This is a genomic window from Candidatus Sneabacter namystus, from assembly GCF_008189685.1.
Taxonomy (GTDB): Bacteria; Pseudomonadota; Alphaproteobacteria; order Rickettsiales; family Rickettsiaceae; genus Sneabacter; species Sneabacter namystus.
The window spans coordinates 100,881-117,054 of record NZ_CP043312.1; the positions used below are offsets into that span (position 1 = coordinate 100,881).

General features: G+C 33.4%; 14 protein-coding genes. 3 read left to right on the top strand and 11 right to left on the bottom strand.

Annotated elements, in window-relative coordinates; all coding sequences use genetic code 11:
- The first annotated feature begins 251 nt into the window (after positions 1-251).
- Positions 252-2,231: an excinuclease ABC subunit UvrB gene (uvrB, locus tag FZC37_RS00415; RefSeq protein ID WP_148951768.1), complete on the top strand. Its 1,980-nt coding sequence runs from the start codon at positions 252-254 to the stop codon at positions 2,229-2,231.
- A 3-nt stretch (positions 2,232-2,234) separates the two neighbouring features.
- On the opposite strand, the gene ctrA is transcribed toward uvrB, so the two are convergent.
- Together ctrA and cysS are read right to left on the bottom strand one after the other, a co-directional pair.
- Positions 2,235-2,936 (bottom strand): response regulator transcription factor CtrA, encoded by a 702-nt coding sequence (ctrA, locus tag FZC37_RS00420; RefSeq protein ID WP_148951769.1) that lies wholly within the window; start codon positions 2,934-2,936, stop codon positions 2,235-2,237.
- Positions 2,937-3,236: 300 nt separating this feature from the next.
- Positions 3,237-4,658 carry a cysteine--tRNA ligase gene (cysS, locus tag FZC37_RS00425; RefSeq protein WP_148951770.1) on the bottom strand — a complete coding sequence of 474 codons (1,422 nt, stop codon included), beginning with the start codon at positions 4,656-4,658 and terminating at the stop codon, positions 3,237-3,239.
- A 221-nt stretch (positions 4,659-4,879) separates the two neighbouring features.
- Here cysS and FZC37_RS00430 point away from each other — a divergent pair, with 221 nt between their 5' ends.
- Positions 4,880-5,380 (top strand): hypothetical protein, encoded by a 501-nt coding sequence (locus FZC37_RS00430; protein WP_148951771.1) that lies wholly within the window; start codon positions 4,880-4,882, stop codon positions 5,378-5,380.
- An 11-nt stretch (positions 5,381-5,391) separates the two neighbouring features.
- Here FZC37_RS00430 and FZC37_RS00435 read toward each other — a convergent pair whose 3' ends face one another.
- The 9 genes from FZC37_RS00435 to FZC37_RS00475 form a co-directional block, all read right to left on the bottom strand.
- The gene (locus FZC37_RS00435; protein ID WP_148951772.1) at positions 5,392-7,104 is read right to left on the bottom strand and encodes a cation:proton antiporter domain-containing protein; all 1,713 of its coding nucleotides are present in this window, start codon (positions 7,102-7,104) and stop codon (positions 5,392-5,394) included.
- A gap of 118 nt (positions 7,105-7,222) precedes the next feature.
- The gene (gene xerA, locus FZC37_RS00440) at positions 7,223-8,161 is read right to left on the bottom strand and encodes a site-specific tyrosine recombinase/integron integrase (protein ID WP_148951773.1); all 939 of its coding nucleotides are present in this window, start codon (positions 8,159-8,161) and stop codon (positions 7,223-7,225) included.
- A 3-nt stretch (positions 8,162-8,164) separates the two neighbouring features.
- Positions 8,165-8,695 carry a cell cycle transcriptional regulator TrcR gene (locus tag FZC37_RS00445; RefSeq protein ID WP_148951774.1) on the bottom strand — a complete coding sequence of 177 codons (531 nt, stop codon included), beginning with the start codon at positions 8,693-8,695 and terminating at the stop codon, positions 8,165-8,167.
- 76 nt (positions 8,696-8,771) lie between these two features.
- Positions 8,772-9,638, bottom strand: a complete 867-nt coding sequence (locus FZC37_RS00450; protein WP_148952236.1) for an RNA polymerase factor sigma-32 — start codon at positions 9,636-9,638, stop codon at positions 8,772-8,774.
- A gap of 93 nt (positions 9,639-9,731) precedes the next feature.
- Positions 9,732-10,214, bottom strand: coding sequence for a transcription elongation factor GreA (gene greA, locus FZC37_RS00455; RefSeq protein ID WP_148951775.1), 483 nt, complete (start codon positions 10,212-10,214; stop codon positions 9,732-9,734).
- 14 nt (positions 10,215-10,228) lie between these two features.
- Positions 10,229-10,942, bottom strand: a complete 714-nt coding sequence (gene rnc, locus FZC37_RS00460) for a ribonuclease III (protein ID WP_148951776.1) — start codon at positions 10,940-10,942, stop codon at positions 10,229-10,231.
- Positions 10,939-11,640: a signal peptidase I gene (gene lepB, locus FZC37_RS00465; RefSeq protein WP_148951777.1), complete on the bottom strand. Its 702-nt coding sequence runs from the start codon at positions 11,638-11,640 to the stop codon at positions 10,939-10,941. Before lepB ends, rnc begins: the two co-directional genes overlap by 4 nt.
- Before the next feature lie 13 nt (positions 11,641-11,653).
- Positions 11,654-12,271, bottom strand: coding sequence for a lipoyl(octanoyl) transferase LipB (lipB, locus tag FZC37_RS00470; RefSeq protein WP_148951778.1), 618 nt, complete (start codon positions 12,269-12,271; stop codon positions 11,654-11,656).
- A 17-nt stretch (positions 12,272-12,288) separates the two neighbouring features.
- Positions 12,289-13,077, bottom strand: coding sequence for an ABC transporter permease (locus FZC37_RS00475; RefSeq protein ID WP_148951779.1), 789 nt, complete (start codon positions 13,075-13,077; stop codon positions 12,289-12,291).
- Positions 13,078-13,547: 470 nt separating this feature from the next.
- Between FZC37_RS00475 and FZC37_RS00480 the strand changes: the two genes are divergently transcribed.
- Positions 13,548-16,025 carry a penicillin-binding protein 1A gene (locus FZC37_RS00480; protein ID WP_148951780.1) on the top strand — a complete coding sequence of 826 codons (2,478 nt, stop codon included), beginning with the start codon at positions 13,548-13,550 and terminating at the stop codon, positions 16,023-16,025.
- Positions 16,026-16,174: the final 149 nt, after the last annotated feature.

A 16,174-nucleotide genomic window follows, 5' to 3' on the forward strand; every position in this document is an offset into this window, starting at 1 on the left:
AAAAATATTTAAGTAGGTTTATAAATGATGGTTATTCACAAAACAATCCACAATACTGAAAAAGCGAGGAACGCTAAATTTGGATTAAAAACCACCGTTTTATCTCTATATGTAGTATATCAGGTTTTATTACACTTCCTTTCGGTGTTCTATTTATCCACAAAAAGTTATGCATTAATTTGTTCTTAACTTTTTGTAAAAATTCCTGATCCTTCTTTTTGTAAGTTAACTATTTTTTTTACCAATTGAGCATGCATTTTTCTATTAAAAGCAATAATATACCGGCAGGTGATCAACCAAAAGCTATTGCATCTATTACTTCAGGTTTAAGTTATAAACATCAAAACCAGACGCTTCTTGGTATTACCGGTTCTGGTAAAACTTTCACTATGGCAAAAGTGATAGAATCTTCTGGAAGGCCTGCGTTGATAATTACCTCTAACAAAACTTTAGCAATGCAGCTATTTAATGAGATGAGGGAATTATTTCCTCATAATGCTGTGGAATTTTTTGTATCATATTACGATTATTATCAGCCTGAAGCATATTTACCAAGAACTGATACCTATATAGAAAAGGATTCTGCGATCAACGAATACATAGATTTTTTACGTCACTCTGCTACAGTTTCTGTCCTAGAAAGAAAGGACTTTATAGTAGTATCTTCTGTATCTTGCATATATGGATTGGGAGGACCTGAGGCTTACCAAGAAATGACCTTATCTTTCGAAGTTGGATCTTCTTATCCTCGTACCTCATTATTTCAATCTATAGCGACATTACAGTATGCGCGTAACGATCTAGAGTTTGTCAGGGGTAATTTCAGAGTTTTAGGAAGTAATATAGACATTTTTCCTTCTAATTACGACAAAAAGGCAATACGTCTTACATTCGATGAAGATACTTTGCAAAGTATCTCAGAAATAGATGCTATAACCTCTTCTACCTTAAACAAACTTGATAAGTTTAAACTGTATGCTAGCTCTCATTATACTACTCCGCGCAGCATAATACGTAATGTTATACCTTCTATTAGAGAGGAATTAAAAGAAAGATGCAAAGAATTAGAAGGAAAAGGCAAAATTCTAGAATCACAAAGATTAAGTCATAGAACTAATATGGATTTAGAAATGCTAGAAGTCACAGGACATTGTAAAGGAATAGAAAATTATTCAAGATATCTAACCAATAGGCCTCCTGGTTGTCATCCTCCTACTTTATTTGAATATTTACCAAAAAATACTGTCTGCTTTGTTGATGAAAGTCACATCACGTTACCTCAAATTTCTGCTATGTATAGAGGTGACTTAGCTAGAAAAACGACACTGATAGATTATGGATTTCGTTTACCATCTGCTGCTGATAATAGACCACTGAAATTTTCAGAATGGGATTCTATGAGAGGGCAGACTATTTTTGTTTCTGCTACTCCTGGAGAATTAGAAAGAAAGCTTTCTGGTGATCAAGTTATAGAACAAATTATTAGGCCAACTGGTTTATTAGATCCATTATGTATCGTAAAACCTGCTAAAAATCAGGTAGAAGATTTAATAAATGAGATAAAGTTATGTATTCATTCTTCTCAAAGAGTTTTGGTCACCACTTTGACAAAAAAGATGGCGGAAAATTTGACAGAGTATTTGAAAGAGTTGAACTATAAGGCTTCTTATATGCATTCTGATGTTAAAGTGTTTGAAAGAATGAACATCATTAATGATTTAAGGTCTGGTGTAATAGATGTTTTAGTCGGAATAAACTTATTGCGAGAGGGTATTGACATACCAGAATGTGCTCTTATTGCAATCTTAGATGCTGATAAAGAAGGTTTTTTGAGATCTGAAACATCTCTAATTCAGACAATTGGTAGGGTGTCTAGAAATGCGAACGGAAGAGTCGTACTTTACGCAGATGTAATAACCGCATCTATAAAAAAGGCTGTTACTATTACACAAAACCGCAGGGAAAGACAGATTGTATATAATAAAGCAAATGGTATTATTCCGAAAACTATTGAAAAATCATTCTCTTCTTTCATTAAAGAAGGTCAAGATGAAAGTGATAAAAACAACACACATACCTTTAGCAGTGAAAAACAACTTGGAAAACGTATTAAGAAAATTAAAGCCCTTATGCTCAAGGCGGCAAATAACTTAGAGTTTGAAGAGGCTGCAAAATTAAGAGATGAGATCTCATCTCTAGAAAAGCAAGCGGCTATGTTACTAGGCAAGTAGCTTTTAGTTGTTTGTATCGCAAGGTTCGATATCTTTTAGCATGTGCCCTCTTCCCCAGACTGTTTCTATGTAATTTACACCTCCTGATGCATCGGATAGTTTTTTCCGTAACTTACATACAAATACGTCTATGATCTTAACATCTGGCTCTTCTCTACCTCTGTAAAGATGATTTAAGAACATTTCTTTACTTACTACAGTACCTTTTCTTAAAGCCAGAAGGTGTAATATGGTGTACTCACTGTTGGTGAGTTTAAGTGGTTTACCTTCCACCTCAACACTTTTTGCATCTAAATTAATGACAACCTTATCAAACCTTATCGTAGAGTCAGACAACCCTTTTGATCTTCTTATAATGGCTTTTATTCGAGCGACTAGTTCTTCTTTATCAAAAGGTTTCGTTAGATAGTCATCTGCCCCTATACTAAACCCACGTATTTTTTTCTCTGGGCTTGTAAGGCCAGAAAGAATCAACACAGGTGCTTGAACTTTTGCAGCTCTCAACCTGAGTAATACCTCATACCCATCTACATCAGGCAGTACTAGATCCAATATAATTAAGTCATAGTCATGTATCTTTGCTATTTCTAAACCCTCGGTACCTATGTGAGCTGTATCACAAATCATATTATGAGAGGTGAGTATTAGTTCCACAGACCGTGCTGTTATTGGATCATCTTCTATGAGTAAAACTTTACTTTCCATCAATTTAAAATGTTATAATTTTAGGCTTTATACAATAATTACATCAAATGCACGTCTAGGTTAAGTAACTTTCTAAAACATAAACCTTAAAAGTACATCTTGTTTTTCAACTAAAGCTAGTACTTCTTTAAACAAAGATCTAATATATGACACATATATTATAGATATACAACTCTACAACAAATTTTCTTATAAGAGAAGAGATTAATTCTAAATTCTTTGTTCAATTTTTAGTTGATATAATTTCTTATACCATAAGTTGATACATGACTTCAAATATAAAATTATTATAATTTTCACTTATTCTAGAATTTTTATTTTTTCCCAAGTTGTAGACCCATCTATATTATCTAAAACTCTTATACCAAGTGCCTCTAAGTTGTTACGTATATCATCTGCTTTTTTCCAATTTTTTTGTTCTTTAGCAACTTTACGTTCTTCAAGTAATTTATTTATTTGTTTTTGTTTGTCAGAAGATACAACGTCTGTATCGTAGTTGTATAACTCTGGAGTTAAGAATCCTAAGAAATTTGTACTTGCAATAAAATCTTTAGCAAGTTTTTCATTTTTTCTCGAGGTATCTTTGTTTAATTGTTTTGCAGTATTGAATACATATTCAATTGCAAGGTGAGAATTCATATCATCTAGAAGAGGTGATAGAAGTTGTTCTGGTAATGTTTGACTAGCTATATCTTTTTTTGAGAATCTTTCCTTATAAGAACTATTGATACTTTTGACAACTTTGTATATGTAAGCAATCTTTTTTTTTGCCTCTGCAAGCGATTGCATAGAAAAATGCAATGGTTTTCTATAATGAGTGTTTAGTATCATTAACCTTATGATAGGGGCTTGAACGCCTTGATTACGCAAATCTTGTACCGTTACAAAGTTGTTTAATGATTTACTCATTTTTTCGTTTCCATGTGTTAAAAAACCGCTATGCACCCAATATTTTGCATGCTTAGATCCAGGAAAGGCAGCTGTACTTTGAGCTATTTCGTTTGTGTGATGAGGGAAAATTAAATCTACGCCACCGCCATGGATGTCAAAATCTTTTCCCAATAATGCATGACTCATGGCGGAACATTCTATATGCCAACCTGGCCTTCCTTTGCCCCAAGGACTGTCGAATGTGTCTTCATTTCTTTCATTATTTTTTGCGGATTTCCATAAAACAAAGTCACATTTACTAATTTTCCCTGCTTCGCTTGCACAGTCTGCTACTATATCTTCGTATTTTCTTCCGGATAAATGTGTATACTGTTGTCCTAGCTTTTTTACTGCAAAATACACCTGCCCATCTGACACGTACGCATACTCCTTACTTATTAATACAGATATCATCTGTATCATTTCTTTTACATACTCTGTAGCTTTTGGTTGATGATCAGGTATTAAGCAGTTTAAATACCGCTCATCTGCATGAAAATTTTTTATTGTGGTTTTTGTTAAATCTGTAGTACTTATATTTAGTTTTTGTGCTCTTTGAATAATTTTATCATCTATATCAGTTATATTTCGTACGTATGTAACATGTTGGTCTCCATAAAGATATATAAGAATTCTGTATAGTAGATCATATACTATGCTAGCTCTCGCATTTCCAAGATGTATTAGATCGTATACTGTAGGACCACATACATACATTTTTACGTGCTCCTTATTTAACGGAAAAAATTCTTGCTTAGTTTTTGTAAGGCTATTGTATAAGAAAAACTTCATAGTGTTTTTAAGTGAGTTGATTTAGAATGTTGTGGCAGATGTTAGGTATAAGTATTTTATGTTTGGTTATTTTACTGTTTCCAAATATTTAATTTACAAAAAGTCAGTAGAAGATTATTTTTTATAGGGGATTGTACGTGTGTCTTTGTACTGACTATAAATCATAAATAAGATTCCCCTTTCTAGTGTATAGATTTATTTGAAAAATAGCAGATACCGAGATGTTTAAAAAGAGATTTATAGATCTTATTTTTGTAAGTAGTAGAAAATTTTTAGTTCTGTTTTTATTTTCATCTTTGATTTGGTTGTTTACGGTCTTGGTTACTGCCGTTAAATCTACCTTTGGTTATGTAGGTTGTGCTCCAAGTCTAGAATTTATCGTTTTTGCTTATCTTGCCTCATTAGAAAGGAACCATTTCTTATCAGCATTTTTATATGGGCTTTTTGTGGATTTAGCACTATCACGACCTGTCGGTATTAGTGCATCAGTGTTTTTATTTTGCTATTTGTTTTTTGTTTTTGCTAACGGTATAAGTAAATCATTTGGTCGATTTGTTACAAAATGGGTGAAGTTTATTTTACTTCTAGCATTTTCTTATTTTCTTTATTCGATTATATGCCCCCCTGTATCTCTTTTGGGATTTTTGTACACGTTATTACTGAGTCCTTTTGTAACTCTTGTTTTAGATTTAGTACGGAATGACAAATCTACGTTTTTTTAGTTTAGAGTAGTTTACTCAGACTCTCGTTTTAGCATTTTATAGTTTGCATCTCTGTAGTTATTTTTTATTCTACTTATTTCTTTTAAGCTAATTCCGCGATCATTTAGTATTGTACTTGCAAGTTGTAACCCTGCTTCTTGCGATGCTGGTACAATCTTTGTCACTCCTGCTTCATATAATTTTGCTGCGTTACTAAGATTTGCTGCATATGCTGAGATTGGTAACTCTTTGTATTGCTCTGATATTATTTTTGCAGTTTTTTTCAGTTCTATAAAATTACCAGTTGTGATAAGGACCGAATGAGCTTTATCTATTCTAGCTGCATGTAGAGTAGCGATATTTGAGATATTACCTTGAAAGATAGGTATACCTTTTTGCTGAGCACTTTTTACACAATGTTCATTATCATCTATAACAACATACTGAATTCCATGAAAATCTAGTACTTTGGAGATCATTTTTGCAGCCTGATTAAATCCTAGTATTAATACATGGTTTGAGATATCTACGGTACCTGATTTAATGGGCTCTAGTGGATTTAGGTCATCATCATCTAGGCACACGCTAATCTTATTTCCTATCGCTGATAATAACGGTGTGAGTGCCATAGAAAACGCTACTGTAACAAGTATAATTTTGCCCACCTCTGGATTTATCAGACTACCTTTAATCAAGTGTTCACATAATATAAATGCAAATTCACTTCCTTGAGCTAGTAGCAGTCCTGCCTGTATTGCCACACTTTTTCTTAATTTAAAGAGCAGACAAAGTAGTACTATTATAATACTTTTAATCAAGGTCAGTGATATTGTGCAAAGTATTACTTTTCCGATTTGTTGGTATATGTATTGTATATCTAGTGTCTTCATGCCAACTGACATGAAAAATAGTCCTAGTAGTAGCCCTTTAAACGGATATATGCTTTCTTTTGCCTGCTGACTAAACTCTGTTTCTGCAACTAGTATTCCTGCAGTAAATGCTCCCAGTGCTAATGAAACGCCAAAATATTGTGTACTCCATGCACCTGCAAGGACTATTAGTAATGTGGCCGAGACAAAGAGTTCACTATTTGACGTTTGTGTATTATGTGATATTGCCCTAAAGAGTGGTCTTAGTAATAACCTTCCTGCAACAGATATAATAACTAAGACAGCTATAGCTTTTAACGTAGCAAATATAATTGCTTGGACAATGGATTCTCCGGATGTATCTCTCAATAAAATTCCTGTTATGACAAGTAATGGTACTACAGTGAAATCTTGTTGCAGAAGCATTGCCAAACTAATTCTTCCGAGTTGGGTAGACTCCTTTTGCATCTCTTTTATCACTTCTAGGACAACTGCTGTTGACGATAAAGACAGCCCCATTCCAACTATTACAGCAACGTTTACGTTAAAATTAAGTAATAACAGTATGAGAAATATGATTCCTGACGTTATAGCGACTTGTAGCGAACCTAGACCAAAAACATATTTACTCATGTCTTTGAGCCTTTCTAACGAAAGTTCTAGGCCTATTGCAAACAGCAAGAAGACTACCCCAAATTCTCCTAAGAATTCAGTTTTATTCGAAGATACAATTTTCAATCCGTGATCTCCTATTACCGCCCCTGCTGTAAGATATCCTAACACAGGACTTAAATTGAGCCTTTTAAAGGCAACAACTACAAATACAGATCCTGCTAACAATACAATTATCTGTGCTAGCAAACCAAAATCTTGCATATGTTAGTAGTATATAGTCTAAGTAAGGTATTTAAATGCACATGCACCAGGGTACCAATGTTTCAGCTAAAGTGCAAATTGGCGTTTTACATTTTAGAGTTCATTTTTGTATAGCATTTTAGGTTGTTTTATTCTGGAAGTGTTTTTTTGCTAGCGGATGGGTTTTTTCTAGTATTTTTTTTAATTTACATTTCTGTATATGTGTATAGATTTGTGTTGTTGATATATCGGAATGTCCTAGCAATGTTTGGATGGATCTAAGGTCTACTCCTTGTTCAAGCATATGACTTGCAAAGCTGTGACGCAGTACATGAGGAGAAATAGATTCTGTTACATTTGCTTGAGTTACAACATTTTTTAGTAATATTCTGATTGTTTGTCTTGTGATGTGTCCTTTTTTTGCATTTGTACAAAATAAAAACTGATTATTCCTGTTTTTATCTGATATAAAGTTCTGTCTTACAGATAAATATTTGTCTAGCAAGATTTTTGTTCTGTTTTCGAATAACACTATTCTCTCTTTTTGTCCTTTTCCAATGATTGTCAAATTATACAATTCGTCTTTACAATTTTTATTTTTTATATCATCCACTTTTATTGAGATGAGCTCTGATACCCTTATTCCAGTTGCGTATAATAGGTGTATTATTGCGGCTGTTCTTATCCCTTTTGGTGAGGTATTTTTGTCACATGTTGCTAAAATTTTCTGTACTGTAGACTGTGTCAAAGTTTTTGGAAGATCAATTCTGTGTTTTGGAGGGCGAAATGCTTCAAAAAGGCCTCCCTTGCAATAGTTTTCGCTTATCAAAAATCTATAAAAATGTTTTATTGCTGCTACTTTTCTTGCGATTGATCTATTTGACAAGTGTCTTATTGTACTAAGATTTACTATATACTCATGCAAGGTATTTGCAGAAGTTTGTAGTTCAATATTGCCTTGTTGAAGATATTCTAGAAAATCTTTTATATCTTTTTTATATGCTATTATTGAGTTTTCTGAAAGTCCATGTTCTGCATATAAAGACTCTAAAAACTGTTCTAAATAACCTGAAAACACGTGCTAGATTGTTGTGCTTACTTTTTTCTTAGCTTCATTCTTTTCTAGACACTTGATCAGGTCCTTTTGTGAGCATAAGTTTAGAGCTACAGGATCTTTCTGAATAAGATTATTGTAATTCCAGTAAGTTTTATTTCTTATTTGGGATACAGTATTTTTTGCTACCCTTACCAACTTTGCGATACTGTTATCGGACAGATCTGGATTGTGTTTCAGCAGCCATAACACTGCATTTGCTTTATTTTGTCTGTGTACTATGGGAACGTATGTTCTGTATTTTTTTTTGGAAGTTGGAAGATCTCCTGATTTATCGTGTCTTAATTTTCTAGAAGGATCTTTTTCACACAGGTCTATTTCTTCTTTGGATAATTGCTTGTTTAGTACTGGATCTACTCCTATGAAATTTCCAGATTCTCCGTCGGCTATGGCTTGTACCTCCAAGGGATGCAAGGCGCAAAAGTCTGCTATTTGCTCAAACGAGAGAGAAGTATTTTCTATTAACCACATTGCTGTAGCTTTTGGCATTAAGGGCATATTGAGCGTCTTACAAGATTTAGAAACATTTTTAGTCAATAGAATATACAATAAATCTGAACATACTAAAAGAATTTCATGAGTTATCAGGACTCCATCTGGCAGATATGTATTTTTTCATTTTAGTAAGTGCTGCTTTTTCTATTTGCCTTACTCTTTCTTTTGAAATTTTTAATTTGTTGCTAATTTCTTCTAATGTATGAACTTTTTCTTTTATCTTTCTTGCCTGAAGAACAAATTTTTCTCTGTCGTTCAAAGTTAGCATGGCTTCTGCTAGTAATTTCTTTTTCATTTCCGTCTCTTGCTTTTCTACCAATATAATCTCTTGGTTAGGTTTTTTTTCTGGTAGTAGTTCTGATAACTCTTTACCAGAAGTTGAATTGACGCTTGGCTGATTTATTGAAGTATCTGTACTACTAATTCTATTTTCCATTAAATAAACTTGTGATAAGTCTATTTTTAATTCTTCTGCTATTTTTTTGTATTCCTCATGTGATATAACGCTGTGTGAGTCTGCTATTTTCCTTTTGAGCTTTCTTAATGCAAAGAACAGTTTTTTCTGCTCTGCAGTTGTGACAATTTTAACTAAAGACCAGGATTTTAAAATATAGTCTTGAATCATCGATTTTATCCACCACAAAGCATATGTAGAGAGCCTATAACTCAAATCTGGGTTGAATTTTTGCACGGCTCGTAGCAATCCCATGTTTCCTTCTGCTATTAGATCTACAACAGGAATATTGTAATTTCTGTAAGATAATGCCACTTTTGCAACTAATTTCAGGTGACTTAATATAAGTGTATGTGCTGCCTTTGAATCTTTATCTTTTACATAAGCTGTTGCAAGCCTTAATTCCTCTTCCTCTGATAAGGAGGGAATAGAATTTACTTTACCTAGATACACGGTAAGTGCGTTCTGACTGATAGGGTAAAAAGCTTGCATCGGTAGATTTTTTGTTACACTACCTTCTTCTTTGCTTTTCTCTAATTCATTAATGAGTTTACCATCCCGTACTTCCGATTTGTCTTCCATGCGTCAGAAGTTATCGTAGGTTATCTTAGTAATCTTATAGCTTTTCTCAAGTCCATTGGGTAATACCACATCTATTATATCATGCTCTTTTTTTCCAATTAATTCCAATGCTATAGGTGAGGTTATTGATATGGTATTTTCTTTAATATCTGCTTCATATTCTCCTACCAATGTGTATGATAACAATTTATTGTTATCTAAGCTTATTAGTTGTACTGTAGCGCCAAATGAAATTTTCGACTTATCCACGTTAGTTATATTAGCTGTTTCTGCATTGGATAATATATTTTCTAATTCTTGTATTTTTCTTTCTATTATTGTTTGAGCTTCTCTAGCAGAGTGATATTCAGCATTTTCTGATAGATCTCCAGATGCTCTTGCTTTTGCTATTGCTTCAGATATTTGAGGTCTTTTTTCTTTTTTTAAGTAGCTAATTTCTGTTTTTAGCTTTTTGAGACCATCTTTCGTTAAAAAATACTTTGTCATTATTTTTAGACTTGTTAATTTTGTTGTTGTTTCAGTATCGCTAGAGCGTTAAAAGCGGCTTTTTGAGATGATTCTTTTATTGAATTGCCTAGTCCTTGTGCGGTAATACCATTTGGTAATGTGACGCTTGTTTTAAATAATGGAGCATGATCTTTTCCTCCGGCTTTAAATGTTTGATATATAGGAGTTGCGTTGTTTTGTGATTGTATAAGTTCTTGCAAAATAGTTTTTGAATCTTTAGTAGGATATTTTATAGCATCGTTGTAAAGAGGTTTCCAAAGTTTATTTAATATTTTGCTTGTTGTGCATATATTAGAATCTAAGTATATTGCCGCTATTACAGCTTCCATGGCGTTTGCTAAAATGTTCTTTTTCTCATTTCCCCTGGACATTTTTTCTCCTTCGGAGAGAATCAAAAATTCTTGTAATTTTATACTAAGAGCAACTTTTGATACGTTTGTTTTACATACTAGAAACGCGTGCATTTCATGCATTTGTCCTACCTGGTAGTTGTTTTCTTTTGCATTTGTGTCTAAGAACAGCATTTGTGCAATTATCAAATTTAGTACCCTGTCTCCTAAAAATTCTAATCTTTCATAATTGTGGTTGTTTTTTTTGGAAACAGAGGGATGAGTAAGAGCTTCTTCTATTAAACATTTTTTGGAGAAGCCATATCCTATATTGTGCTCTAGTGTATTGATTGCTTTTATGTTGGACTTATTGCTCATATTAATTTGGAGAAAAATCTTTTTTTATTCCAGTTAAACGGATTGATGCTATTATTGGAAGGTATAAGTACATATTGTGCACGTGCTATTAAGTGATTTGAATGTACGTAGCCCAAATTAAATCTGCTATCATCAGAATTATTTCTATTGTCTCCCATTAGAAAGTAGTGGTCTTGTGGAACGTTGAACACGCTTGTGAACATCACTTTGTTTGATTCTTTGTCTACAAGTAATATTAGATGCTTTTTTTTGTTCGGTAAGCATTCTTCTGCTTCTATTGCGTTGTAATAGTTTTTGAAGAGTTTAGAGTTTTTTTCTACTACGTAATCATTGATCATTAAAGAGTCGTTGATAATTTTTATCTCATCTCCAGGTAATCCAATTACTCTTTTTACTAACCTTTTTGGTTCTTTATCATCCCGTTTTATGATCACAATATCTCCATAATTAGGTTTGCGCTCTAGTAATTTTGTTTTAATTACCGGTAATGATAAAGGCCAGAAAGAGTATTTGCTGTATCCATAATTATATTTTGTTGTCAAGATGAAATCTCCTGGATGAATTGTAGGTATCATAGATCCCGTTGGTACCAAGAAGAACTCGAATAGCACAGTTTTTAGTACTGATATTGTAAATAATATTACAATGTATGGTCGTACTGTTGATATTGTTTTCTTTAGAAAGGATGAAACTTGCATATGCGATTTGACTTTACAAGGTTTGTTCAAAATTGTTAAATGTTTGTAATAATGCTGAGTCGAATTCGTGAAGTGATATGTTTATTCCGAGGGACAGGCAAGAGACGCAACGGGTACTATCTTCTCCACAAGCGGCGATATGTTTAAAATATGTTAGGTCGTTTCTCACATTCACAGCGCAGCCATGATAAACTACACCTTTTTTTACTCTTAGTCCAATTGATGCAATTTTATACTCCGTTAAATTTTGCTTTACCCATATTCCTATATTGTCCTTGTGATTGCATGCGTCTATTCCGAGCTTGCTGAGTGTATCTATCACCCACTTTTGCAGAGCAAAGATATAGCATTTTATGTTCATTTGGCGTTTCAATAAGTCTATTATTGGATAGATTACTCTTTGCCCTGGCCCATGATATGTTATTTTTCCGCCTCTGTCTGTAGTGACACAGGGTATACCGTTATGTCTAGTTGTAGTAGCTGAAAAAACGGGTGCTGTGTATACGTGTTGATGTTCTAGCAGGAAAATTGTTTCTTCTTGCATTTGTTCTGCAACATCTATGGCGTATTGTTGCATTTGTTTTAAAAATTCAGTGTATTGAATTTGTGTGCTTAGTATTTTCCATTTCATTTATTTTCGTGCAAGACTTAGTTTTTTATTCCATATCCTTTGTTCCAAGCTATATGTACTATAGGAAGTAGGATAATTGGTAATATAAGTGTTATTATAATGCATGTTTTTATGTTTGCATGACAATGACCAAGGCATCCGTAACGAAAGCCTTCGTTTAGATAAAATAATGGGTTATAGTACGCCAGGAACTTTATTTTATCGGGCATACTGGTTATTGGATAAAGTGTACAAGATAGTAGTGATGCTGGCTGAATGATATAAGAGCTAATAACTGAACTTTCCTCGAATGTGTCTGACATTATGCCTGTTAGTATGCCTAAAATAGCAAACGAAATGCATCCTAAAAAGAAAAAGTAGGATGCCGTCAATACACTATAAAATGAGATGTTGCAGAAGAATAGAATACATATGTAAAAAATTGAGAATGAAATAAGTGCTCTTATCAGTGCTGCCAATATAAAGGCTGACAGGATTTCTCTGGCACTTAAAGGTGGAAATAATATGTCTGTTATATAGCCTAAGACTTTTGAGATAATAACAGAAGATGTATTGTCAAAAGACGATATAAGACCTATTCTTAGCAACAATCCGCATGCTGTCAAATTTATTATTTCTTTATTGTTATTATATTTGTGTATTATGAATAACACGGCAAATAATGTAAGAGATGATACGACTGTGCTTAGTATTGTTTGGTTGAAGACCTTTAAGAATCTTGCCGTTTCTCTTAAAAAAAGTGTATATGCTCCTTGCCAATTAAAACATTCTGTATTGGTAAGTTTTTCATCTATTAAGTCTTTCATAAGGTATTTAGGTTTGGTATCAATTACTTCTTCTAGATCGTAAGGATAACGTAAATGTTCTTTATAAAGCAAGAAAAAAGGTGCTTATAGAAGTTTATTATACTTTTTACCTTTTCTATTTTTTGCATTTTTTTACCTTTTCTATTTTTTGCATTATATAGTACTAAATAATTATTACCTGGAGATAGTTGCTTTTTTAAAGCTGGTGCGTCTTGGTTGTTGTTATGCTCTTTTGATTTGTGTATAACGCTACGTTTGCTCAATGTTACCCATTCAAGTATAGTTTAGAATCTGGTGCTAAAATTTGTATATGGCACCGCAAACAGAAGGAAGAATAGAGTGATATTTGTAAATTATTGATCTTGTCTTGTATTGTGAGCTAAAGAGTCTCTCACAGTTGATTTAAAGGATTTTTTAAAGGGTTTACATTGTACATTAATAAGTTTTATGAAGTGTTTTTTTAGTAAGTTATGCAAATGAGGTTCAAATTTTTTTCCAGAGCTGTAATAACTCTTTTTATTTCTTGTGTATTGTCTGTTGTATTAGTATTGTGGCACTATGCTAGATGTTTACCTGATTATCAGCAATTAAAAGAGTATCAACCTGCCCAAACGACTAGAATTTATTCTAGTGATTTAAGATTAATAGAGGAGTACGGCGCTCAAAAGCGAGTTTTTGTTTCAGTGGAAGCTATTCCAACTAGAGTGAAAGAGGCATTTATAGCAGCAGAAGATAAGAATTTTTTTCAGCATAGTGGTGTTGATTTTAAAAGTACAATTATGGCTGCTTTAGGGGCGGTACCAAGGTTATATGTGAAGAAAATTGTAAAAGGAGGTTCTACCATAACTCAACAAGTCGTAAAGAATGTACTACTTTCGTCTGATAGAACAGCCGAAAGAAAAATAAAAGAGATTATTTTGGCGTTGTTAATATCTCAAAAATTATCTAAAGAGCAAATTTTGGAACTTTATCTAAATCATGTCTATTTTGGTTTAGGTGTATATGGTATAGCGTCAGCAGCTCAGCATTATTTTGATAGAGATGTGAAAGATTTAAGTTTGAGTGAAGCTGCTTTTTTGGCAGGAGTGTTGAAATATCCATCTAGCTGTGATCCTAATAAATATTATAGGCGAGCAAAAATGCGTAGGGATTACGTACTTGATCGTATGCATGAAGATGGTTGCATTAGCTGTGAGGAGCGGCAGTATACTAAATCTCAAGACATAATTACCAGAAAAAGAGATAGAAGTGGTTTTGTAATGGCTCCGTATTATGCAGAAAAGGTTCGTGAGTGGGCTATACGTAAATTTGGACAAGATACTTTTTATAAAGGAGGGTTGACGATAGTAACTTCTATGGATTCTGACTATCAAAGTCTTGCGCATGACTCTTTAATTCAAGGTTTACGTAGGCATGATATTAGTCAGGGGTTTAGAGGATCTATAGGTAAGATAGATGTCACTAACTGGAAAGATAATATAAAGAGATTTGAAAATACAGGAAGTCTGCTAACGGCAAAAATTGCTGTCATTCTTGGCTTGGAAAAGGATATATATAGAGTAGGTCTTGTAGATGGTAGTACAGGTAGAATGATAGATACAGGACCGTTTGCTAATCATGTCAGGTCAAAGATATTAAAAGAAGGGGAAATAGTTGTAGTACACGCTGTTGAAAATGACAATTATACTTTAAGTCAGGTGCCAGAATTGAATGGGGCTATTTTAGCTATGCACCCTATAAGTGGTAAAATATTGGCTATGGTTGGAGGATACGATTACGAGTTTAGTAAATTTGATAGAGCGTCACAGGCTAGACGCCAGATAGGTTCGTTAGTAAAGACATTTGTATATATGACTGCTTTAGAAAATAACATAGAACCTAATACCACTTTTGTTGATGAGCCAATAGTGGTGAAATGTGGTGAGAACCAGCCATATTGGGTGCCACGTAATTACGAAAGAGACTTTCGGGGTAAGATGACTATGAGGTATGCATTTGAGAAATCAAGAAATACAGTCACTGTAAAAATTGCAGATCAAGTTGGAATAAATAGTATAGTAGAGATGATGCAAAGGCTTGGTATTGATGTTCACGGTCCTCAATATATTTCGTTGGTCTTAGGGGCTGTTGAAGGTACCTTAGAACAGGTTGTGCAAGGATATAGTAGAATTGTTAATGGTGGCGCTTATGTTGATTCCACTTTTGTTGAATATGTTCAAGATTCTAAGGGAAATACAATATATGCTAATGGTAAAGAGTTAATGGACGTTGATTCTAATTGTTCTTTGTTGGAATTTTTGACTCAAAAAGCTCGCGTGCAAGTTTTAGATCCGGCTAGCGCTTATCAGATGACATCTCTTCTCATTGGTTCTGCTAAACGTGGAACGGCACGGAATTTTGGTCGATGCTTTAGACAAGTAGTGGGTGGTAAGACTGGTACTACAAGTAATAATAATGATACTTGGTTTGTTGGTTTTTCTCCCGATATCGTAGTTGGTAGTTACGTTGGATATGATATACCACGTTCATTGGGAGATAAGGCTGTAGGAGCTAGTGTAGCTATGCCTATTGTATCTAATTTTATGCAGAAAGTGCTTAAAGATAAGCAGGGAATTCAGTTTAAAATTCCTTCCAATATAATGTTGAGAAAAGTCAACATTCTTACAGGTGAAGTAGATAATGCAAGTGAAGCGATAGTAGAAGCTATGAAAATTGCACACAATGATAATAAACGTTTAGGAGATAATGGTAAGAGTAATGTTATTAATATAGAGGCAATAGAAGAAAATGCCTTGCAAGATATAACAGATAAACAGGCTCAACCACTCACTAAGAATAAAGAAGGTCGTGATAGCAATAATCAAGAAAAAGAGGCAGAAGAATCAGAAGATTTGAGTGAAGAAGAATTAGAAGAATTAGAGAGCTTGGATGAGGAATCTGGTAATTAGTAATATAGCAGTAAAGTTTTTATGACATCTTGCTATTTATGTATAAGATTTTGTCATTTTAAGTGTTTTGGGGCATGATGCGTTTTTTGACGCATTTGTAAGATGAAGTTAATAAAAACTTTATTTAAACTTTTTTTCTGCCTTATATT